This is a genomic window from Aureibacter tunicatorum (assembly GCF_036492635.1).
GTDB lineage: Bacteria > Bacteroidota > Bacteroidia > Cytophagales > Cyclobacteriaceae > Aureibacter > Aureibacter tunicatorum.
Genome location: NZ_AP025308.1, coordinates 47,069 through 70,403 on the forward strand (window position 1 = coordinate 47,069; position 23,335 = coordinate 70,403).

General features: G+C 36.8%; 15 protein-coding genes. 4 read left to right on the forward strand and 11 right to left on the reverse strand.

The features are described 5' to 3' along the window. Positions 1 to 32 precede the first annotated feature (32 nt). Complete coding sequence (gene pepT, locus AABK36_RS23855; protein ID WP_338390369.1) at positions 33 to 1,268, forward strand: peptidase T; 1,236 nt, start codon at positions 33 to 35, stop codon at positions 1,266 to 1,268. Between the two features lie 88 nt (positions 1,269 to 1,356). On the opposite strand, the gene AABK36_RS23860 is transcribed toward pepT, so the two are convergent. The 3 genes from AABK36_RS23860 to AABK36_RS23870 form a co-directional block, all read right to left on the reverse strand. Further along, complete coding sequence (locus AABK36_RS23860) at positions 1,357 to 3,477, reverse strand: MGH1-like glycoside hydrolase domain-containing protein (protein WP_309943264.1); 2,121 nt, start codon at positions 3,475 to 3,477, stop codon at positions 1,357 to 1,359. A 151-nt stretch (positions 3,478 to 3,628) separates the two neighbouring features. Next, positions 3,629 to 4,399 carry a carbonic anhydrase gene (locus tag AABK36_RS23865; protein ID WP_309943262.1) on the reverse strand — a complete coding sequence of 257 codons (771 nt, stop codon included), beginning with the start codon at positions 4,397 to 4,399 and terminating at the stop codon, positions 3,629 to 3,631. A gap of 11 nt (positions 4,400 to 4,410) precedes the next feature. Further along, positions 4,411 to 5,493 (reverse strand): pectin acetylesterase-family hydrolase, encoded by a 1,083-nt coding sequence (locus AABK36_RS23870; protein ID WP_309943260.1) that lies wholly within the window; start codon positions 5,491 to 5,493, stop codon positions 4,411 to 4,413. Between the two features lie 202 nt (positions 5,494 to 5,695). Here AABK36_RS23870 and AABK36_RS23875 point away from each other — a divergent pair, with 202 nt between their 5' ends. Then, entirely contained in the window at positions 5,696 to 6,556 is an 861-nt protein-coding gene (locus AABK36_RS23875; protein WP_309943258.1) for a hypothetical protein, read from the forward strand. A gap of 49 nt (positions 6,557 to 6,605) precedes the next feature. Here the strand turns inward: AABK36_RS23875 and lysA are convergent, their stop codons facing one another. The 8 genes from lysA to AABK36_RS23915 form a co-directional block, all read right to left on the reverse strand. Further along, positions 6,606 to 7,889, reverse strand: coding sequence for a diaminopimelate decarboxylase (lysA, locus tag AABK36_RS23880; protein WP_309943255.1), 1,284 nt, complete (start codon positions 7,887 to 7,889; stop codon positions 6,606 to 6,608). A gap of 22 nt (positions 7,890 to 7,911) precedes the next feature. Further along, complete coding sequence (locus tag AABK36_RS23885) at positions 7,912 to 8,829, reverse strand: homoserine kinase (protein WP_309943253.1); 918 nt, start codon at positions 8,827 to 8,829, stop codon at positions 7,912 to 7,914. A gap of 267 nt (positions 8,830 to 9,096) precedes the next feature. Continuing rightward, positions 9,097 to 12,312, reverse strand: coding sequence for a beta-galactosidase, LacZ type (gene lacZ, locus AABK36_RS23890; RefSeq protein ID WP_309943251.1), 3,216 nt, complete (start codon positions 12,310 to 12,312; stop codon positions 9,097 to 9,099). A 270-nt stretch (positions 12,313 to 12,582) separates the two neighbouring features. Next, a complete protein-coding gene (locus AABK36_RS23895) occupies positions 12,583 to 13,908 on the reverse strand; it encodes a saccharopine dehydrogenase C-terminal domain-containing protein (protein WP_338390365.1) in 1,326 nt (441 codons plus the stop codon). 275 nt (positions 13,909 to 14,183) lie between these two features. Further along, positions 14,184 to 15,851, reverse strand: coding sequence for a hypothetical protein (locus AABK36_RS23900; RefSeq protein WP_309943249.1), 1,668 nt, complete (start codon positions 15,849 to 15,851; stop codon positions 14,184 to 14,186). 68 nt (positions 15,852 to 15,919) lie between these two features. After that, the gene (locus tag AABK36_RS23905) at positions 15,920 to 17,362 is read right to left on the reverse strand and encodes a RagB/SusD family nutrient uptake outer membrane protein (protein WP_309943246.1); all 1,443 of its coding nucleotides are present in this window, start codon (positions 17,360 to 17,362) and stop codon (positions 15,920 to 15,922) included. Positions 17,363 to 17,380: 18 nt separating this feature from the next. Further along, entirely contained in the window at positions 17,381 to 20,515 is a 3,135-nt protein-coding gene (locus tag AABK36_RS23910; RefSeq protein WP_309943243.1) for a SusC/RagA family TonB-linked outer membrane protein, read from the reverse strand. A gap of 68 nt (positions 20,516 to 20,583) precedes the next feature. Then, positions 20,584 to 21,189, reverse strand: coding sequence for an RNA polymerase sigma factor (locus AABK36_RS23915; RefSeq protein WP_309943241.1), 606 nt, complete (start codon positions 21,187 to 21,189; stop codon positions 20,584 to 20,586). A 280-nt stretch (positions 21,190 to 21,469) separates the two neighbouring features. Between AABK36_RS23915 and AABK36_RS23920 the strand changes: the two genes are divergently transcribed. Together AABK36_RS23920 and AABK36_RS23925 are read left to right on the forward strand one after the other, a co-directional pair. Further along, on the forward strand, positions 21,470 to 22,333 hold the full coding sequence (locus AABK36_RS23920) for a S41 family peptidase (protein WP_309943239.1): 864 nt from the start codon (positions 21,470 to 21,472) through the stop codon (positions 22,331 to 22,333). Between the two features lies 1 nt (position 22,334). Further along, positions 22,335 to 23,240, forward strand: a complete 906-nt coding sequence (locus tag AABK36_RS23925) for a DMT family transporter (RefSeq protein ID WP_309943236.1) — start codon at positions 22,335 to 22,337, stop codon at positions 23,238 to 23,240. Positions 23,241 to 23,335: the final 95 nt, after the last annotated feature.

Below are 23,335 nucleotides of genomic sequence, written 5' to 3' on the forward strand. Positions count from 1 at the left end.
TATAATTACAATAGTTTAATAAAAACAATATTATAATGGACGTTTTAGAGAGATTTTTAAGATATGTAAGCTATCATACTACTTCAGAATTTGGTGTAAAGCAAATACCAAGCACAGAGCGTCAATGGGTTTTGGCTAGAGACTTGGAGAAGGAATTGAGAGAAATAGGCATGCATGATGTTTCAATTGACGATCATGGTTATGTAATGGGAACTTTGCCTTCGAATGTTGACCATGAAGTGCCTACTATTGGTTTTGTCGCTCATTATGACACTTCGCCGGATTTTTCAGGAGAGAATGTAAAACCTCAGATTTGGGAGAATTACGATGGCAAGGAAATCATACTAAACGCTGCTGAGAATATTGTTTTGTCACCGGATGAATTTCCTGACTTATTATTCTACAAAGGTCAAACGTTGATTACAACAGATGGAACAACTTTGCTTGGAGCGGATGATAAAGCTGGTGTGACTGAAATTGTGTCCGCTATGGAATATTTGATCGCTCATCCTGAAATCAAGCATGGAACGATCAAAGTCGGCTTTACACCTGATGAGGAAGTTGGTAGAGGAGCGGATCTGTTTGACGTGAAGAAATTTGGAGCAGAATGGGCCTATACAATGGATGGCAGCAAAGTTGGAGAGTTGGAGTATGAGTCTTTTAATGCGGCGTATGCTAAATTGACTTTCCATGGCAAGATGGTTCACCCTGGATATGCCAAAGGTAAAATGAAGAATACGATGACTATTGCTGGTAAATTCACTACAGCTTTGCCTGAGAATGAAGTGCCTGAGAAAACTAGCGGTAGAGATGGTTTTTATCATTTGACAAGCATGGAAGGCGAAGTGGAAAAAACAGTTCTTCAATATATCATTCGCGACTTTGATAAAGGCATTTTCGAGAATAGAAAAGAGCATTTCAAAGCTGTGGTTGATCAGTTCAATGAGACTTATGGTGCGGGAACTGTTGAGTTGGAAATGTTCGATCAATACTATAACATGGGCGATGTTGTAAAAGATGTGTTCCATACAATAGATATTGCTAAAGAAGCGATGGAAGAATTGAATATTGAGCCGATAATAAAAGGTATTAGAGGAGGTACAGACGGAGCAAGACTTTCATTCATGGGACTTCCTTGTCCTAATATCTTTGCAGGTGGCCACAATTTTCATGGCAGGTATGAATTTGTAGCCAAAGAAGCGATAGAAAAAGCGACAATGGTTATTTGCAAAGTAGCAGAACTAACAGCTGAAAAGTATAAAAAGTAATCATTGGTGATAGTGATTATTTGAAAAAATTAAAGCCCAAGCTATTTGATTGCTTGGGCTTTGTTGTTATTTGACGGGAGCCTATATGCTATTTCATAGAGGCTGTTTTGGGTTGCTTGTCTATCGTATTTGTTTCACCGTATAATACCAAGAAGTGAGCAGCTGACCAGCTGAAATGGTTTGCATTTAATCCTTCTCCTGTTATTGGGTGATAATTTTCCCTGATTGGATCGCTGGAGTTTTTCAATCCACCGGCATTGTCAAGCATTTTCTTGGCTAGGGTATTAGCTTCTTGTGTGAAACCATAATTCATAAGAGCTTCCACTCCATAGTTAGCTTGATCCATCCACACAGGCCCTCTCCAATATCCTTTTCTAGGATTGAATTTCGGATGATTGTATGCTAGTGTTGGCAAAGGCATTTTAGTGTTAAACACAGCCGTGTCCATCATTACATCTTTAACTCTTGCCGCCTGCTCTGGTGTTGCGATATTCGCCCATAATGGTATCCAACCTTCCGGTCCTTGAACCTTGATCGTTTTTTTAGTGTGAATATCAATATCATAGAAATACCCTGTTTCCTCATCGAACATTAGGTCTTGAATTTTCTTTTTCAATATTTCCGCATCAGCTAAGAATTTTTTGCTTTCTTCTTCTTTGCCTAGAATTTTTGAAATCTCGGCTAAATCTAGTTTTTCGTCATATAAATATGAGTTCAAATCCACAGACTCTTGCTCTAAAGACCATCCATGCTCGTTGTTTTTCAACAGGTCTTTCTTTGCAAATGCTTCATCAAATCTAACGGCATTATCCATTCCGCTTTCCCAAGCAGCGGCGGTTGGAGTTCCATCAGTTGCTCCATATTCGCAAATGCCATTTTTGTCGTGATCGCGATAGATATACCACCAGTTATGATATTTAACTAGTTTAGGGTACATTTCTTCCAAAAATGATTGGTCCTTGCTTACGTCATAAACTTTCTTGACCGCCCAAGTAGCCAATGGTGCTTTTGTGTTTCTCCAATTATGCTTTTCATCCAATGTATCTCTGAATACACAGTCAGCGATCATACCCATATCATCTTGGTAGTCGAACATCGCTCTGATCTGATTTTTGGCAAGTTCAGGCTCAATTGCCGCCAATGCGTAAGAGTGTTTCCAAGAGTCCCATGCCCAAAAACCATGAAAATGGCGAATTCCATAAGATGGGAATAACCCTTCATGTTTCAGCTCACCGGCAGCGGATCTCCAGTTATTCATCAGAGTATTAAGTGATTTTACAGCAATTCTTCTATAATCATTATTCTCTTTCCAGTGGGTAGGCTGGTCCACAACTGTCTCAACATATCTGTTCCATCTCTTTTCATTTTCATTGAGGGCTACTTCCGCATTTTTCAAGGAAATGTCAGAGATTCTTTCCTCTGCTTTTTTCTCAATATCGTCAAATACTACCGAAATTGTGATGGCATTTTGAATTGATTCATTCTGTTTAATGCTTTGAGCTTCTCCAGCATTAAATGAATAGGATGATTCATCACTTGAAGGCTTGGATACAGTTGAAGATCTTAAAGCGACAGCTTTTGAATTGCCTTCAAATGTAACATCGACTCCATTCTCCAAAGCGTTTATGTTAGTTTCAGGCAAGAATACGTCTCCCTCCCATCCTATTTGAATTTCCTGAGCCTCGCCGCTCGAGTTTTTAATTTCTGATGAGATTAAGGTTGTTCTATTGCTGACAAAAATCAGATTCATATCAATTTCCAAACCATTGATATTGAAACTTTGAACAAGTCTGCCTGGGTAGTAAGATGTCTTTAGGTCTTTAGCCTTATTCAGGTCGAGCTTTTTATCTCCGATTTTAATAGATAGCTTGGCAAATTGCTTGGAGAACCATGCTCCATTGTTTTGAGTCATAAGAAAAGGACCAACAAATCCTCCTACCTGATCGCTTCCTTGCTCTGGCAGTGAAAAGCTATGCCAAGATCCCATGTCAGAAAAACTCCATACTCCCCAAGATTTGTGATCTTCAGGTGTTCCCGTAACATCAAGCACATTAGGAAAGTCGTATAAGGAAATTTGCGCTTCTCCTTCAGGGTGATGAAGATTTTGTTTTTCCGAATTCAGGTTTTTGCAAGCCGCGAACGCAAGCAGGAATGCAGAGCCTTTTAACGCTTTGCTGAAAAAATTAGTATTTGTTTTGAATAATCGCATATCGGGAATTATATCTTTTACATTATTAGATCATCAACGAATTATTTTCTACTCATTTGAGCCAATATAATTTCAATTTAAATTTATTTTTACCCGATATCAATTTTATTTTGTTCTCTTTTTATAGCTAATCAATATTTGATATAATAAATCATCGCTGAGCTAGGGATTGTCTTTCTTTGTATAAATACACTTTTCGGCCATTAATCGGTTGCACAGGTCTTTCATTGTTTTTTAATATTTCATAATATTTATCCATTTGATCTTGTGAAGCTTGAATAGTTTCTAGCATAACATTCCATAAGACACCTTCTGTACAAGGAGGGCTAGTCAATGAACCGTTGTAAAAATAATAGTTTGGAGATTCTGGCAATAAATCAATAGCGTTTATCTCTGTTTCAGAATGAAATGTTCCTCCTTCTGATTTTGGCAAATCGTTTATAAACGTTTCCAATACTGGATTCGGTTCGCCCACTTCTACAAACAACGCTACTACGGCTAATTCTTCTGTTTCTTCATTTTGATGCACCAAGTGAATTTCCATAGGAAAAGATTTGCTGTCCACAGTATGGTCTGATTTCATATGTGTATGAAATTGAACGAGATCATATTGAATGGAATCCAATAAGATATAGCTGCCTTCCATATAATTGAAAACAAGGTAATTGCCTGTATTTTCCAATAGGATTTGGCTTGGTGAATAGTTAAAATCAATCGCATTTAACTTTTCATCCTCGATTGGATTGCTAATATCAATCGGCGATTGCATCTTGCCATCGCATTGGCTATAACAAATTGACCAAGTGTCTGGACCTGTATCGCCATGAAAAGACCATTTATAGTTATCGCATGGGCTATTGTCGGAATTATTACAGGATAACAATATCAGAAATAAGACAAGAATAAAGTAGTTTTTTTTCATTGTAGAATATTTTAAGGTTCAGTCAATAGCATTGCCAAGCTGTCAAACGACATGATTTCATCCATTTTATATATATGATTGGAGCCATTGCCTATTTCAACATGCCAGTTATGATAATCATTTAAATTATGCTTTAAGTTTCTCAAGGCCGCATTATAATTCATCGAATCAATAGTTGTAACCCATGGATTGCAATTGGATTGGCCAAAGCCATAGAAGTTTCTCATCACCCAGTCATATTCTGAGCTTAGTATAATGAATTTGTTCTCAGGGTATTTATTTGCCACATATTCATAAAAGCCTTGCTCTTTGAAGGCGTATTTATTTATATCGTTTATGTATTTATGGTAGTCGTCAGGGATTTTAATTTTATACAAATTAATAAGGCATCGTCTCATACAGTTTGTATAAATATTATTTCCAAGCAGCATAGGACCGCTATTAATGAACATGGTGAATTTAGAGTCGGGAAATTGGCTTGCTATGTAGTCGAAATTTATCAATGAACCGAAGCCTCCGGCACTTTCACCCCATAGGATAACTTTGTCGTATTTCTTTAGCCCATTCATTTTTTTGAAAATATTTATGGAGCATTCTATGTTGTTTCTGCCGACAAATTGTTGGCGCTTGAGCTGATTTTTGAATCTGCCCCAAGAGTTTGTCCCCGAATGCAAATCGCCAGTGCAATATGGCAGTATTAGAAAATCTGCATCATAAAATGGATTGTCTTGTGGTGAGTCTGAAAAAATATCTTTTTTTTCAATAATGGCTTTCTTGAACTTATTATAACTCTTAACATTGAATTTGTTCTTACTTGCTATGCAAGTCACTGAATTGAAGCAAGATCCACCTGGAGATAAAAAAATTACAAGCGAATTGCCTGTACCGTTTTTAGTGATAAAGCCAGAAGTACTGCCGTCCCGGCATATATAGTTTTTAGTAGGCACCCACATCCATTTGTTCAATCTATAATTTGTTGATTGAGATGAATAATCTTTCCACTCGATAATTATTGTTGAGACCAGTACAATTATTACCGCAACAATAATGAGTTTTGACGCCTTCCAAATTTTTAATTTATTTCTATCTGGCATGTAGAACTATGATATGTGGGATTGTGCCCTTTTAACTGTTTGAAAGAGTAAACAAGCTAAGTCAAAGTTGGTTCAATGAAATTTTATTATAGAAGGCTATAGAAAAGCTATATCTAGCCGAATCTGGCTGTAGAAAAATTATACTTTAAAACTTTATATAAATATTTTGGTTCATCAGATTAAACATTAGGAATTATTAATCATGCTAAGAAAGACGAATTATTTGTATTTATTTATGTTGCTTTCAATGATTGTATTGGGAGCATGTAATGATGATCCAAGAAAGGAATTGAACAGTGGCCTAGATATGGATATTAAATCCGCGCCAAGCAGCGGAGAAGTAGGCAAACCAGTGACTTGGACATTGTCAGTCAGCCATTCGGATCAGGTTAAGACGGTTGAAGTTTTGAAAAATGGTACTAGAATAGGCACACAGTCATTTAGTGGCGGTAGTTTTGATTTTAGTTATACGCCGACAGTTGACGATGCTAACTCAACTATCAAGTTAACGCTTAAAGCTGTTTTGAATAAAGACAATATTAGCGGTACAAGAGATTTTAATGTGACTATTGCTCCACTTCCGTCATATCAAACTGTAAATAAAGAAATAGAACTTGATGTAGCAACTCATAACTCCCAGGTAATCAATATAAACAATGGGAATACAAAATTATTTTCATTCAAAGTAAAACTGAATTTTGATCCTGTATATGCGAATAACCCATTAAGGTCAAATACATTATCTTTCAGCGCAGTTACAAGTGGATCTAAAGCTGATGGGAAATTTAGAGTTTACTCTTCCGGGCATAAACCTAATTTCTTTGGGATTACTTCAAGCGAATCTTTGTATAGACAGTTTATTCAAAGTTTTGAAGGCTCATTGAGAGTGAATTCGTTTGAGTATACGTATTCCAACTTTGCTTCCGGGCAAACAACTTTCGCATTGTTGCCAAGCAATGGACATTACGGAGTACTGGAAGTAAGGAACTTTTCTCCTTCTACAGGACAATTATCTGTTTCAGTAAGAGCATTTACTGACAATATCGCTGATAATATCCCTTAACTAGCAAGAAAAAAGGCTTTCTAAATTCATTAGAAAGCCTTTCGTTATATTATAATGTTTCAGTCAATTCTTGATGCTTTTGATCTAATGACTCTTTATCGAAATCAATAACTATTTGATTCTTTACTAAGTCTTCGTAAGTATCTCTTTTTCTTACAAGTTTAGCTTCGCCGTTAACAATCATTACTTCGGCAGGCCTCATTCTCGAATTGTAATTAGAAGCCATGCTGTATCCATAGGCACCGGCATTTTTGATCGCCAAGATATCCCCTTCTCTAATTTCAGGCATATTTCTATCTACAGCGAAGTTGTCTATTTCACAAATATTACCAACGATAGTGTACATTTGCTCTTCACCGTCAGGGTTTGATGTGTTAACGATTTCATGGTATGCGTCATACATCATTGGTCTGATCAATTGGTTGAAACCTGAGTCGGTACCGGCGAATTCTCTATGCCCGTTGTTCTTTCTGATTTTCACTTCAGTGAACAAAGTTCCGGAGTCGCTAACCAAGAATCTTCCTGGCTCAAACCAAAGTTGAACTTTTTTGCCGTATCTTTCTTCGAATTTAGCTAGCTCCTCTTTTAGGCCTTTTCCTAGATCAAAAATATTAATGATTTCATCATCTTCTTTATGAAGGACTTTGATTCCTCCTCCGAAATCAATGTAATCAAGATTTTCGAATCTTTCCGCAACTTCAAATACATTTTGAACTCCTTTGATGAAAATCTCCGGATTCATGATTACTGAGCTAGAGTGAATATGAATACCATTGATTACCAAGCCGTATTCTTTAACTAGCTCTTTTACATCGTCGATTTGCTTGATAGAAATACCGAACTTAGATTGCTTATGCCACCATTCAACTTTTTCCGAATTTGACTCGGCCATGATGAATGGATTCATTCTAACACAGCAAGGTTTAGTATTTCCGTATTTTTTTGCGAACCTTTCAAGATTCGACATATTTTCAATGTTGATATGAACACCAAGCTCTACAGCTTCTTCGATTTCAGAAAAATCAACCGCATTAGGCGTGAAGATAATTTCTTCCGGCTCGAAGCCTACGCTTAGGCCCATTTTAACCTCAGGGATAGAAACAGTATCTAGTCCAGTGCCTAAAGTTTTCATCAATTTTACAATACTCAAATTGGTAAGCGCCTTGCAAGCATATTTTACCTTGAAGTCAACACCTTCGAAAGCTTTGCGAAATTTGCTTAATTGTCCTACAATAGTATCAGCGTCATAGACATAAAGTGGAGTTCCGAACTCTTGGCAGATCTTATCCACTTTGATACCTTGGATTTCAAAATGATTATCGACTCTTTTCATGAGCGTGTTATTTTATATATTGTTAGTTGTTTTTTACAGTTTGTAGATCTAGATTTTTGATGCGGTCGATCAATTCCCTTACTCTGGCTTCTTGTTTCTCATTCGGAATATCCAAAAGGTTGTTTTGAAGATGCCAAGCAATCATTGCTTGAGCTCCCCATCGAATGTATTTGTCAAGATATGACAATTCATCTTCAGTTAGCTTTCTTTGCTTTTGATAAGTGTCTATAAATATTTTTAATAAGCTCTCATCAAGTTTGTTGTCAATAAAGCAGAAGCCATTGATTGTTACGCCTACATCGAACATGAGCCTCTCGACACAAAACTCTTCAAAGTCGATGACAGCTTTAAGATCATCACCATCATAAAGCGTATTGTCCGGGAATATATCCCCATGCACAATGCCTTTTGGCAGGTTTGCAGTCAAGGCTTCTCGCAAATAATTTGTCTCTTCTATGAAAAACTCATAGATGTCATCGAAGCGATTTTTAGCATTAGGAATTCTTTCGATAATATGATCGCAAAGGTCGATAGAAACAGCATTTGGCTTCGCGTAGCTGTCATCAATAGGCAATTTGCTTAGTATTCCTACAGCATTGGCAATTTCAGAACATGTATTGCTATTTAGCTGAGGTTCTTTGCCGATTACAAAGTCGTAAATTACGATTTCTCCTTTTTCTGAGGGAGTGACAAATTTACCATCTTTTCTTTGTCTCGAATATGCCGAAGGAAAGTGTTCGCTTTTTAGTCTATCCATTAATTCCATTTCAAAATCAATGGCTTCTCTTTCTTGTTGTTTGCAAACTCTCAACAAGACAGTTTCCTTAGTGGTAACTAGTTTGTAATTTTCATTAGCAAAACCACTGGATAGAACTTTCCATTCAATTGGATCTCCCAAATCATAGTTTGCTAAAACTTCTTCTATTATTTCCTTCGTCATCTATGCCGTAATTTATTAGAATTTCAATAAGAAATTTACACTTCTAATGAAATTTCAGGGTAACTAATTTTAATTGGTATTTGATTATTTAATATAAATAGACACCAATTTAAGTCATTCTTAAGAGCTTAAAGATATTAAAATTTAATTTTTATGTTAAAATATATTGGAGATAATTATTCATATAACAATTATTTAACATAATGTGTTTTTAGTAATGATATAGAAAAAATAAAAAAGCCCCTAAAATCTAGGGGCTCTATATTTTTATAAAGAACTAGACTGATGCTCCACTCTGCTATTTATTTTTTGCAAAGGACTATTTTCAAAAACATCATAAGGTATCAATCTAAAACTATATTCATAGTTTCTATCAGGCTTAATCAAATAATCCGGTCTTGGCTTAGCTCCCCAACTATCTTCTCCTCCTACTCCCATTTGCTTCAAGTCAATGTACCAAGTCACTACATCTTCAGGCTTGACATGATAAGTATGACGATTTGGAGCATCCGCACCAGGGTGTTCGATTACTTCCGGACTAATCTGATGAGCATTAACGCTTAACAAATCGTTTTCAGCCACAAGCAATAACCCTTTACCGCTTGCATTTGTCAAGCTCATCCATCTCACATCCGTTTTATTTCCGAATTCCTGAGGTCTCACATAAGGGAAATACTGATCCCAAACTGTACCACTATATACATCAACAGACGCTCCAGTCTTTCTATCCGAATAAGTTTCTTGAGGCCCTCTGCCATACCATGACATTTTATCATATTCTCCCGGCAACTGAGCTATCATTCCTACTCTAGGAATTTCATCCAAATGCGAGCTCTTAGGAGACATCAAGTAATCAACTACAATTTCTCCATTTCCATATACTGTGTAAACAACTTTAGCAGTTGCAACTGTATCAGCAAGTTCTAAATCAGAAACAATTTGAATTTTACGCTTATCCAAAGCCTTGGCATTGAAAGCGATTACTTTTTGATTATCAGAAGCTCTTTTCCATTCCGCGCATCTTGTAGGCATCCCATTCCCTAGATCATTATCTATAGGAGCTCTCCAAAAATTAGGCTTCAATGGGGTCTTAATCAACTCTTTTCCTTCGAATTTAGCCGAAGACAACCCTCCATTTTCCGCTAGGAAAGTATATTTGAATTTAGGTCCTTCAACGATAAAATCATTTCCACTTTTTGTCAATTTGATTTTATCAAGAGCTGAAAGGTCCATCTTCACAGCAGGAACTTCAATTGGCAACTTGAATTGATCCCAAGCAACTTCATGGCCAGCTGGCACTAGATTCTTCTCCTCTTTAGTCAAATACCAAACTTTCAAATGATATTCCGCTCCCGGCACTGGATTGATCTCAGGTATATCAATAGTAACTTGCTTTCTTGTTGATGCCGGAATGTCAATTTCAGGCATTTGTCCTTTAGCCACCAAATTGCCTTGCGACTTGATCTCCCAATACCCATCATAGTTCGAGACATTGTCAAATCCAAACTTGTTTTGAATTTCAACTACTCCATTGGATAAATCGCTTGCATGAATTTTTATCGGCTGATATACTTTTTTCACTTCCCAAGTATGCGGTTTCACTGTTCTATCTGCCATCACCAATCCGTTCAAGCAGAAAGTAGAATCATTAGGAACTTCGCCATGATCAAAATCTCCACCATATCCGAAATATGGTTCGCCACTCTCAGTATGCATCAAGAAACCTTGATCCACCCAGTCCCATATAAAGCCGCCTTGAAGGCACTCGTAACTTTCGAATAAATCCCAATAATCTTGCAAACTACCAACGCTATTACCCATAGCATGATCGTACTCACACATAATCAAAGGAATCTTTGGATTGCTCTTGGCAAATCTCTCCACTTCTTCGATTGAATGATACATAGGAGCTTGTATATCAGTAAACTCCGAATTCTGTGACATTTCATATTGCACAGGCCTTGTGTCGTCAATTTTCTTCACTTCGCCATATCCTTCATAAAATGCCAAGCCTCTACCAGCCTCATTGCCTAAAGACCAAGTAACAATAGAAGGCTGGTTTTTATCTCTTTCGACCATTCTCAACATTCTGTCATGATGCTGAGCCTTCCAGCTTTCCTTCATCGCTAATGTTTTCTCCGGGTCCCAAATGTCTTGACCATGAGATTCCACATTGGCCTCATCCACCATATACAAACCGTATTGGTTGCATAACTCATACCATCTCTCATCATTAGGATAATGCGAGTTTCTTACAGCATTGATATTGAATTTTTTCATCAACTCAATATCTTCGATCATAGAAGCCTCATCAATTACATGACCTGTTACCATGTCATGCTCATGTCTGTTAACACCTCTGATATAAACTGGAACACCATTTACCAAAAACTGGGCATTCTTGATTTCTAATTTTCTAAAACCAACATCATTCGTCAATGACGTTATGACATTGCCTTTTGAATCTTTTAATGTCAGCAATAATTTATACAAATTCGGAAATTCCGCTGACCACTTTCTAGGATTGTCAATTTTTTTGGACAAGTCGATTGACAACTCTCCTTTTGCGTTGATATTGACTGTTTCATTCAAGCTGAATACTTCTTTGCCACCGTCAAGCAAAGTAGCTTCGACTTGACCGCCTTTTATCGCTTTGGCCCCAGAGTTTTTCAAATCAACGCGCAAGTCAAACAAACCATCTTTATATTGATTATCCAAATCCGCTTTCAAGAAAAAGTCTTGAATTGTGAACTTCGGCTGAGCATATACATATACGTCTCTTTCTATACCGCTGACTCTCCAAAAATCCTGATCCTCTAAATAAGATCCATCACTCCATCTATATACTTCCAGCGCCAATGTGTTATTGCCTTTGCGGATAAAATCCGTTATGTTAAATTCAGCCGGCAACTTGGAATCTTGGCTATAACCTACTTTTTCACCATTCACCCAAATATAAAATGCTGACTTAACAGCCCCCAAGTGGATATATATATCATTTCCATCCCAATCTTGAGGAATGTCAAATGTATGTCTATATGATCCTACTGGATTATAATGATTTGGAATAAATGGCGGGTTTGCCTCAAATGGATAGTCAACATCCAAATAGTGAGGGACATCATAGCCTAAAAGCTCCCAGTTTCCCGGAACGCTAATTTCATCCCATTTGCTGATATCAAAGTCTTCTTTATAGAAATTCTCAGGCCTGTCTGCCGGCTTTCTGCTAAAGTGGAATTTCCATTTTCCATTCAACAATTGATATCTTCCAGATGCCGCTTTCTTATGGTTGAGGGCCAAGGCCTCCGATTCATAAGGGAAGAAAAATGCTCTGGAAGGCTCTTTGTTTATGGCAAAAACGCGTTCATTTTCCCAATCATGCTGAGCTTGAACTACTGCCTTGTCAGACTTGCCTTGTTGCGCGTAAAGCGCACCAGATCCCACGCAAGCCAAAAGGCCCAATCCTAAAAATACTGACCTCATATGTTTCTATAGATAATAAATTATTGTTTTGTTGATTCGCTGTTCGCCTCTCAACTGATAGATAATCAACCAATAAGAGGGCATAAGAAAAGTATTCTACTCATGAAAAATCACTTTTTTCACTCAAAATAATAATCCTTAATTGAACATTCGAATATAAATATAGCAACTTAGTATAATAAAAGAAAGCCTGCCCAAATATTCAAATGAATACTTGAAGCAGGCTCTGAACACTGTAAAATACACTTACAGGTTACTACACAGGATACCTTATGCTTGAGATATCTCTCTCACTTCTTCTTTCATGCCGATTCCCATAGTTTCCAACTGCGTCAAAACCGGCTCGTAAATTTCTTTTCTTATCGGAATATGCACTCCGTTTATGTTGATCTGGCCATTCAAAATCATTTCCACTCCAATAGCAGCAGGCAAAGCAACTGTTCTAGCGATAGAAGTATCTTCTTCATTTCCAAAGTCAAGCAATCTTGACTTCACTTCTTTTCTAGTACCGTCAGCCTCTTCGATTACGAATGTATGTTGCATAGCTACCATGTCTCTTTCATCGTCTCCCAACATCATCTTTTCAATCATCAAATCAGACAATACATCAAATGGGCTAACTTCCTCTTCGTACGGCAACTGCTTGTCGTCAAACAAACCTAGCCATTCCATTGCGTTAATAGCCGTTCCAGCTTCTTCAATATTTAGCTCGTTGGCTATAGCCGCTTTAATATTTTCAGAAGCTAAACCTGAAATTTTAGCAGTAAATTCCTTGTAGCTCAATCCACTAGCGTCGACCTTATCATATCCAGTCATGCCCAACGCTTTGATGCTGTCTAGACTTTCACACCAGTTTTTATATCTGAATGTACCGCGGTACATCGTTTTAGTCTCTGGAATATTATAGATATCCACATATGAAAGCGAATCTCTATTTGGATAGATCTCCAATGTTTCCAACTCAGGGAAATTTTCCTGAATAGGATTCTTGAATAAATCAATAGTGTCTAATTCCTGCACTATTCCGTCTTTCAAAAATTTCGCTCCGTTATTGCTAGCCATAACAACTCCTTTCGGACTCCAAGAAAACTTGTACCTCAAAGGGTTTTGAGATGCTTCTGGCGCAGGCAATGCTCCGCAAATAGAGTAAAACTCTTCAATTTTAGCGTCTCTGTCATGAGCATTGTCAATAATCTGCTGGGCTGTCATATGATCAATACCCGGATCCAATCCAATTTCATTCAATATGATGATTCCAGCATCTTTCGCTTGCTCGTCAAGCGCTTTCATTTGCTCCGACACATAAGATGTCGTCACCATATTTTTTCCATGCTTAATGCACAACTCCGCAACTGTCACATGAAAAGTATAAGGAAGCAAACTCACTGTCAAGTCATTCGCTTGGATCATCGCTTCAAGCTCTTCAGCTTGATCCACTGTCCATGCAATCGCTTCGGCATTATCTCTGCCGTTGATAATAGCATCCGCTTTTGACTTGGTTCTACTAGCCAATGTAACTTGAACTCCTTTTTCCAAAAGGTAATCAACCATTGGCTTCACAACCATTCCTGCTCCTAAAATAAGTACTTTTGACATTTTCTCCTGTTTAATAATCCTTGTAATTGTGTGTATGCTTCGAAGCTAAAACAAATTTTTTATTTAAAAAATCTAATGAGAATAAAATTTTGAAATTATATTCAAGTCACTCCATTTTCAGAATAATATTCTAAAATCATCAAAAATTCTATCGTTCATCGTTATTTCATTGACTAATAATTCTTAAATAGACTTGAAGCCAAATAAAATTTCGCATAAAAAACTCCCTTGAATTATCACAAGGGAGTTTAATTATTTCTTATAACAAAGCTACATTAGCTTACTTTCTGCCCTACTTTGATTGGATTGCCAACTTTATTATACGCATACTCTAAAAGTTTCATTGATGCTCCATCTTGAGCCACTTCAACTCTTATCCAAGTATAATAAATCTCCGAACCATCATCTGAGCTCAATTCCATTGCAACATAACCCGTCTTCCCAAAATTTTCAGAATATTTAGGACTAGCGACAAAAGGTATACTCCACCATGTACCATCCGGATCATGATGAGGGTTTTCCAACCAATCACTATTAGCGCCAATTTCAACGCCAGCATCAATAAAGCTCAATAATGGGACTACTTCAGGATCAACAGCATCTTCGACCATTCGGCCAATAACTCTGCCACCCCAGTTTTCCAATGATAATCTATGTGTTTCTCCCATATCTGTAGATGTATTGAAAAACAAGCCAAATTGATGTCCTGTTTCCGATGCTCCATACCAAGCATTGTCAGCATCAGAGACTAATGGGTTTGATGATAAATCAACATGCACTATTTCACTATTGGATAAATCCTTAGTATAAGTGGCGTCAATTCCTTCATAAGGTCCATCAGTTGGATGATTGACTCCAAATGTAAATTTCATTTGCATTTCGTCTTCATCCAAAGAAACAATTACATCCTCAGCCAAGACATATTCACCTTCCCATTCGGAAATAACCTGCCCTCCTGAAATTATTGCTTCTCCAGGATTATTGAATTTAATCTCAACAAAATGTCCGCCATCAGCAAAACCATTCCAAAAATTCTTAATCCAATACTTTCCTTCTTTTTCTAAAATTTCAGCTTGATAAGGATTGTTGTTATCTTCAACATCATAAGTGCCTAGCCAAATTGTTGGATCTACATCAGGTATCTTTGTGTATTTAGTAGGAATATCAGAGAATTCAGAACCATCATCGGCAATTAATCTTAAAACGAATTCCAAAACTTTCTCTCCTTCGTTTAACGTTACCATCTGATCTCCATTTGTCTTATGATTTTTCCAATCAGAAACAATTTGATCACCTGGTATAACAGCTTTAATAGAGCTTTCAAAAACAATCTCTACAGGATGATCACCATCACCACCTTCTCTTGCATTCCACATATTTCGGATATAATACTTGCCATTATCAGCTTCAATGTTCACATAATAAGGTTCGTTATTATCTTCAGCCATATAAGTACCAAGCCATGTTTGTGGATCAGTTGGCGGTGCTCCATTTCTATTAAGCGATAAGTTGTAAACTCCAAGATTCGTTTCTGAGGTTGACCCAACCAGATAACCATCACCATTCGGAATAGTCAATTTAACACTTCCTACCATTCCTGGGTTTGTCCCTTTAGACGCAACTTTTATCTCAACTTGTTGAATAGTCATAGTAGGAGACAAAGACACCTCAAGAGGAGTAACCGTTACATTTTCCATTGGAAGGCCAGTTACCTCATATTCCAGAGTTGTGGACACGCTTGATTTAGTGTTCACCATTTCCACTTCCGTGATGAAAGTGTAAAATTCCTCAGGGTTTTCCTCAGGCATAAACACCTCGTCACTCAAACTATTGAATATTAATGTAGTCGGAGCGAAATCCAACTCATCTTCCTTACATCCGGCAACAAATGTCAATAAAAACAATGTCACCCAAGCGAAAGGATTAAAATATCTATTTTTCATAAGTATACTCTTTAAAAAAAATAACAAATAATGGAAAAGGGCTAAAGCCCTTCGCCATTAATTTTCATCTAGAAGCCAGGTGTAGGATCTACAAATCTGTTTCTTTGAACCTCTTCAAGAGGAATAGGGAAGAAACTATGCTTTTCTTCAAAATTATCTGCATATGGGTTTTGAGCCATTCCCAACTGCTCTTTAACTATATCCCATCTCACTAAATCATAGAATCGCTCGCTTTCTCCAATTAGCTCGACAAGACGCTGCTTTCTTATCTCCTGTCTCAGTTGATCGCCTGTGAAAGAAATCGGATTCAACCCAGCTCTTCCTCTGATATCATTAATTAGTGATTGAGCTTCCCCATCTTGTCCCATTTCATTTAATGCCTCGGCTCTCATCAACACGACATTAGCATATCTCATTAATATCACATCTGCAAAAGATCTGTTGGAGCTAATATTGCTCAATCCTTCCACATATTTTATCAACATTTTTCTATCAGGATCATTGAATGTTATCTCTTCTCCATCGAATTCTTGACCACTTTCCAATACTGTAGCTTCTTTTCTCATATCTCCAGCATCAAATTGATCCATTGCATAGTCAGAGACACTGCACATATCCCATCCACCATTCAAATCAGCTGGAGCGAAAGCTACACCTAATTGATGCCATTGATTAATCAAATCCATTTGATCATCAGTATATTGTCTAGAAAAAATTATTTCCTCTGACATCTCATCAGTACCGTCAAACAATGATCTATATCTATCACCGCTTACTAACGAATGTCCTCTCACATTGCCCAAAGCTTCAGCAGCTTCAGACCATTTTTCTTGATACAAGAAAGTCTTGCCCAAATATGCATTTGCAGCGGCATTAGTAGCTCGACCAAACTTGCTAGCCGGCCATGAAGAAGGCAAATGTTCAGTAGCGAATTTCAAATCTTCTTCAACAAACATATATACTTCTTCGATTGTGGAAGTCGCTTTTTGCAATTCTTCAGGAGTCTTAGGCACAGCATCTCTCACAATAATATCATGAAAGTTTCTTTGCAAATTAAAATGATAGAAAGCTCTCAAAAATCTAGCTTCAGCAACCAATTCATTTTGTTGATCTTCCGTGATCATGTCCATCTCAGGAACATTCTCAATAATATCATTGCAAAGTTTGATTCCCTTATACCATTCTGTCCAAAGTGTTCTAGAAACACTTTCGTCAGCTCTATTGGTAAAATTGACTATTCTTGCCAGATAAGACCATGCTGTGGTTCCATTTTCAGCTTTCAAGTCATCAGCTCTGAAGTTTTCAGGCAAGTAGAAATACTCATGAAACATCCATCCAGCTGTGTAGGTATAAGCATAGGCACTTATCAGATACTTTTCCGCTGATTCATAACTTACCCAAATTTGATCGCTTGTTGGCAAATCCGGAGACATTTCATCCAAATAATTATCACAGGATGTTATTGAAAAAGACATCCATGCTACTAAAAATATTTTAAAGAATTTTTTCATATCTAAAATCAATTTACGTTAGAATGTGAGTTGAGCACCAACGGTGAAAGTTCTAAACATTGGGTAAGTACCCATGTCATAACCTTGCGTGAAGGCATTGATTGGCACTATTTCCGGATCATAACCGCTGTAGTTTGTGATAGTGAAAACATTGTCAGCATTCAAGTATACCCTCAAGTTTGTCACATTGATTTTCGAGACCAATTCTTTTGGCAATGTGTATCCAATCTGAATATTTTTAAGTCTGAAATACGAACCATCCTCAAGATATCTATCAGACATCATATAGTTGTTGTTGTTATCTTGGATGACGTTTCTTGGCGTAGATGTATTTGGATTCTCAGGAGTCCATGCGTTCGTCAAGTCAGAAGACATATTGAAACCAGAACCAGGATTTTCCATATTATATCTGTTCACATTCAGTATCTTGTTTCCTGATACTCCTTGGAAAAACATAGATAAATCAAATCCTTTATAAGCTAGGTTTATATTAAATGCATATTCGAAATTAGGTATTGGCGATCCAACATCAGTCATGTCATTCGCATCTATCGTTCCATCCCCATTAACATCAACATAGCGAACATCTCCTGGTTTTGCATTTGGCTGAATCAAATTTCCATTCTGATCCACATGAGCATCTACTTCCGATTGGCTTCTGAATATTCCATCCGTCTTATACATATGGAATTGGCTGGCAGAGCTTCCCTGCTGAGTCAATGTCTGAGAAGACAAACCTAAATAACTGTATGAATTACCATACGCTGGAGCCGGCAATGACTGTACTTTATTATTGATCGTAGTCATATTTCCTGAAATATCGTATTTCAAATCACCAACTGAATTTCTATATCCAATTTCAAGCTCTATTCCTCGATTGGAAATCTTACCGATATTCACCATAGGAGATTCCATACCTGAAGAAGGCGGATTATTCGGCTCAGGGAATAGCAATGACTCTGAATCATTTTGATAATAATTGAACGTACCATACAACTTATCGTCAAACAAACCAAAGTCAACTCCAGCATTGAAAGTCTTTGACTGCTCCCACTTTAGATTCGAGTTAGCCATATCGAAAGTATAGATCCCTCCAGTACCTTCGCCTCCCATTACATACCACATTCCACCATACACCAAAGCTTGTCTATCATAAGCATTTAGGTTCGTTTCTCTACCTAGAATACCGTAACTAACTCTTGGTTTCAACTCTGTAACAATATGCTTTATAGGCTCCATAAACGCTTCATTCTGCATTTTCCAAGCTGCTGAAACAGAAGGAAAGTTACCCCATCTATTATTCGATCCAAATTTTGAAGAAGCATCACGTCTAATTGTTCCCTGAATCAAGAATCTATCGTCATATGAATAATTCACACGACTCATTAATCCAAACCTAGTAAATCTTGTAAAACTACCCTCTCCTATGAAGTCTCCACTAGCACCGCCTGAGAAAGAAGGATCCAAACCTCCAAAGTCAGGGAACATAAATCCACCTCGGACATTCACATCTATATCACCATAGTCGTAAAGATAACCCACTAAACCGGCCATCACTGACAAACTATGTTTTTCAGCAAATGTCTTAGAATATGTTAGTGTGAAATCATAGTTCAATTCATACCACTCAGATCTATATTCTCTCAAATACGGATCTTGTCTTTTAGTATCCGAAGCTAGTACATACGCAGGGTAATCATATCTATTCTTATAAAATGACTTAGCATAACCTAAGTTACCTGAAGCAACCAAATCGTCAGTAATCTGATATTGCAATCCCAAGTTAGCTACTAATTGATCTTTTGTAGTAATATCATTAAGTAGTTCTGATTGTCCAACTGGATTCGCCGAACTTCTCAACCCATACTCATTCATATAACCATATCCGCTTTCTTTGGTCTGGTCATAGGGAGCCACAAAAGGCAATGCCCTCTGCATGTTCAAAAAGTCCATTGTATTATTTTCCCAAGTCTGTCTAGAATAAGCGATATTAGGCATCACTTTCAAATTCCCTTTTTCAAATGTCGACTTAAGTCTGAAGTTATATCTTTCAGTACCTGAATTTACCACAACACCTTCTTGATTAAGATAATTCGCGCTTAAATGATAAGTTGAACTTTCTCCACCACCTGACATTCCAATAGAATAATTTTGTATCGTCGCAGTTCTCAAAGTAGCATCTTGCCAATCTGTGTCAGCATAATTATTGACATTAAAGCCTGACTCAGGATTTAAATATCCCGGCAAATCTCCCTGACCGATTGCTCCATCCGCAATAGAATTGGAATAAGCTTGATCCATAATCATCAAATGCTCCTGAGAATTAGCCATTGGCAATCGATTCATGTCACTTTGAACACCACCATAAGCGTTAACAGTGATCTTCATAGGTTGCTCCTTCTTACCGGATTTTGTTGTCACCAATATAACGCCATTCGCAGCTAAAGAACCATAAATCGCAGCTGCGGCACCATCTTTCAATACCTCAAAAGATTCGATTTCATCAGGGCTCACCATAGTAATATCTCCACCAGGAACTCCATCAATCACATACAATGGCTGAACATCACCAAATGAGCTCATCCCTCTGATTTTAACATAAGGAGCAGCTCCTGGAGATCCGCTATTTACTACTGACACCCCTGAAGTACGCCCTTGTATCATCTGAGCTGGAGACGTTGATGCTATCTTATTAACTTCTTCAGCTTTCAATGAGCTAACGGCACTCGACAAATCGCTTTTCTTTTGAACCCCGTAACCAACTACAACAATCTCATCCAATTGCTTTACATCAGGCTCAAGCGAAACGTCAACACGATTCTTGTTGCCTACTTGTACTTCTTGGGATAAATACCCGACAAAACTAAAGACCAAAACCGTTTCATTGTCTACCTCCAAAGTAAAATTACCATCAAAATCAGTAATTGTACCATTAGAAGTTCCCTTGATCAGAACATTCGCTCCAGGAATAGGCATTCCTTGTTCGTCCAAAACTGTACCTGATACCTGCTTTCCAGTTTGCATCACGGCATCAACTGCCTCAGTTGACGCATACCCCCCAATTGGCATTAACACGCCAATCATCATCATTGCTATCAGTGAGCAAAACAACCTTGAAAGGCCTTTGCTCCTTGACAAATAAAAATTACACATAGGCTTAAAAATGAATAATTAGAAATAAATGTCACATAACGTTTAAAAGCATTTTTCGAATCCCGAAATCAACAACTCTTAATGCTATGATTTTGCATTTTCCTTATAGAATTATGTATAAGATTGTAAACGGATTGCGTATTTATATTCATGAAGCTAGAAATCTCTTCATAACTCCAATCATAGTAATACTTCAATCTCATGGCTTGCTGTTGTCTGTCGCTAAGTCTATTAAGCGATTCAAGCAAATCTCTTTTAAGTGTTTGCCATTCTTGACTTCTGACAATGCTGTCTTCAACAGAACACTCACTATCTTCAAAATGCGTTTCAGGAACTAAAGAATGTATTCGAGACTCCTTGTTTGATTTCTTTAAAAGCTTTCTCCTCAAAGATTTTAACAAGTAAGGCCTGATTGAATTTATATCGCTGAGGTAAGCTCGTCGATCCCATAGTTCAACAAATAAATCCTGAACGCAATCAACCGCCAAATCTTTATCACTGACAATTGATAGTCCATAGCAAACCAACGGTTTCCTATGAGTATTGTAAATACTCTGAAATGCTCCCCTATCTCCTCGCTTGAAATTTAGCCAGAGAGCTTTGTCACTAAGAATAGCTTTGCCTTTCTCAGCAGCTATCCTTTCTTTTAATAAAAAAAATTTCCCTTCCCCCATCTCGTACTGTTAGAAAAAATACCAAAAAATCATTCCTTAAACGAATATTTTCCTCTCCAACAAATATATTATTTTAACACTCAATTCACATGATTTAACTCAATAAATGTTAATTAAGTATTAAATTTATTGAAAAAATATAAGTCTTTTCAAAAAAGAAAACATTGTTTTTTGAAAATAATCTCCTCAAACGTTTTCGAAAAAATAACTTTAAGTTAAAGAACCTTGTTTTCTGTATATTATTTATACTCTACTTTCCCTTTAATATCTTTAATCCAATATGAAGAAGAATTTCATGCTTATATTAGCTTTTTTAGCAATGGGAATTATATCATGCGATGGGTTAATTAATGAGCATAATCCTAGCAATGTCGCAGACAACAATTTTCAATTCTTTCTTCATTTTATCAGCGACTATTACATATTTAAAAATGAGAACAGTTTCCTTTGGCAAGAAACATATGATTCAAGCAAGACAATCCTTGAACTTAATACTGAGCATTCACTTGAAAAGGCTATATTAAACACTTTGGAAAAACTCCAAGATCCAAATATTAGCGTAATTACGTCATTCGATACTTTGAACCTCCAAACAAGTCTCAATATCAATGATAATAGTAAAAAAGATATTCAAAATCTATTTTTAAATGCTTCTTTCATAGAACAAAACACTATTGAGACTATTGACTCCATACTAAAATCAAATAATAATATTGTTATTGATCTTAGAACCAATATTGAAGTTCCATTGGAGTTCATTATTGATTTTTGCTCGCTTTTTAATTCAAAAGATGAAACACTGTACTTCATTGGCTTGAACGAGAAAAACAATAAAGAAATCATTCAAGAAAAAAAATTAATTTCCAACTCAATTCACAAATCAATATTCATCATCAATGAATTCACCATTGGAAATGCGGCTTTAATCGCCCAAATAGTTTCAAACGACAACAACAATACACTCATTGGAACTCCGACAAAACAATCTGCTGTTAAAGAACGCTTTCCAATGCCTAATGGCTGGATACTGGAAATACCAAGATATAAAATAAGCCTTGATAAAAACCTGTACCACTCAAACATAATACATCCTGATAAAATCATGAATCTTCAACAAATCGACAACTACTTGAACAACAATTAAGATGAGTTCACAGAACAAAGGCATACTGTACGCTTTAGCGACAATTACATTTATCGCATGTCAAAGAATCATTGCTTCTTTTGTTATTCAGAGTGATGTTTATATCATTGAAATACTATGGTTTCAAAGCTTAGTATGCACAGCTCTTTTCTTTTTGGTGGCAAAAAAAATGAAATTCGATTGGGTTATGATCAAACGGCACAAAATGATGCTGACTTTTTCATCGCTCATCAAAGTAATTGCTACAGGCCTGCTATTCCTTTCTTTCAAATATCTTCTTATCGATATAGCTAGTGTTGGTGAAGCCTTGGGAAGAGTATTGACAATTGTAGGTGGCATTTCCATACTTGGCGAACGGTTCTATGCAAGTCAAAAATATGGTCTTGCGGCATCCATAATAGGCTTAGGCTTATTTTACTCCCAGCAAATGCACCTCGGAGAACTCAATCACGAATTAATCACAGGCTTGGCTATTCTGCTTATCTCTCAAATTTGCGCCGCTTCATTCTCTGTTTCTCAAAAGTATTTGGTCAAATATATCAAACCCTGCAATCTCAATTTCTTCAAATTCTCAGCTACTACCATTATACTAGCTCCCTTTGTTGACTTTTCCTCTTTTCTCAGCATCGATATGAACACATGGATATTCTTAATGATCAGCTCTTTGCTAACATTCTACATATACAACTTCTTCATTAATACATACAAATATATTGATGCCTCCAAAGCCTCGACAATAATTATTCTCGCTCCTATACTCATCATTATTTTTTCACATCTAATCCACCGTTTCAATGGCGATATCATCAAAATTCACTATTTAAATCATTTGGAATATGTGGGCATCGTCCTTTTAATTATCGGTGCCTACTATTCAAACAAAAAGACCTCAAAATTATCATCATAATACATAAATATACTTTCAGTAAACTGTAATAATTTAATTCAATATTTTTTTCAACATAAATAAGCATAAGTATGTAATCTTAAGTAACTTAGCAT

What these genes read in the sequence shown, in the direction of transcription:
- AABK36_RS23885 (WP_309943253.1), bottom strand. Translation starts at nt 8,829, where the DNA reads ATGACGAAGGAAATAATAGAAGAAGTTTTAGCAAACTATGATTTGGGA.
- lacZ (WP_309943251.1), bottom strand. Translation starts at nt 12,312, where the DNA reads ATGAGGTCAGTATTTTTAGGATTGGGCCTTTTGGCTTGCGTGGGATCT.
- AABK36_RS23895 (WP_338390365.1), bottom strand. Translation starts at nt 13,908, where the DNA reads ATGTCAAAAGTACTTATTTTAGGAGCAGGAATGGTTGTGAAGCCAATG.
- AABK36_RS23925 (WP_309943236.1), top strand. Translation starts at nt 22,335, where the DNA reads ATGAGTTCACAGAACAAAGGCATACTGTACGCTTTAGCGACAATTACA.
- lysA (WP_309943255.1), bottom strand. Translation starts at nt 7,889, where the DNA reads ATGAAAAGAGTCGATAATCATTTTGAAATCCAAGGTATCAAAGTGGAT.
- AABK36_RS23875 (WP_309943258.1), top strand. Translation starts at nt 5,696, where the DNA reads ATGCTAAGAAAGACGAATTATTTGTATTTATTTATGTTGCTTTCAATG.
- AABK36_RS23905 (WP_309943246.1), bottom strand. Translation starts at nt 17,362, where the DNA reads ATGAAAAAATTCTTTAAAATATTTTTAGTAGCATGGATGTCTTTTTCA.
- AABK36_RS23915 (WP_309943241.1), bottom strand. Translation starts at nt 21,189, where the DNA reads ATGGGGGAAGGGAAATTTTTTTTATTAAAAGAAAGGATAGCTGCTGAG.
- AABK36_RS23920 (WP_309943239.1), top strand. Translation starts at nt 21,470, where the DNA reads ATGAAGAAGAATTTCATGCTTATATTAGCTTTTTTAGCAATGGGAATT.
- AABK36_RS23860 (WP_309943264.1), bottom strand. Translation starts at nt 3,477, where the DNA reads ATGCGATTATTCAAAACAAATACTAATTTTTTCAGCAAAGCGTTAAAA.
- AABK36_RS23865 (WP_309943262.1), bottom strand. Translation starts at nt 4,399, where the DNA reads ATGAAAAAAAACTACTTTATTCTTGTCTTATTTCTGATATTGTTATCC.
- AABK36_RS23870 (WP_309943260.1), bottom strand. Translation starts at nt 5,493, where the DNA reads ATGCCAGATAGAAATAAATTAAAAATTTGGAAGGCGTCAAAACTCATT.
- AABK36_RS23910 (WP_309943243.1), bottom strand. Translation starts at nt 20,515, where the DNA reads ATGTGTAATTTTTATTTGTCAAGGAGCAAAGGCCTTTCAAGGTTGTTT.
- AABK36_RS23900 (WP_309943249.1), bottom strand. Translation starts at nt 15,851, where the DNA reads ATGAAAAATAGATATTTTAATCCTTTCGCTTGGGTGACATTGTTTTTA.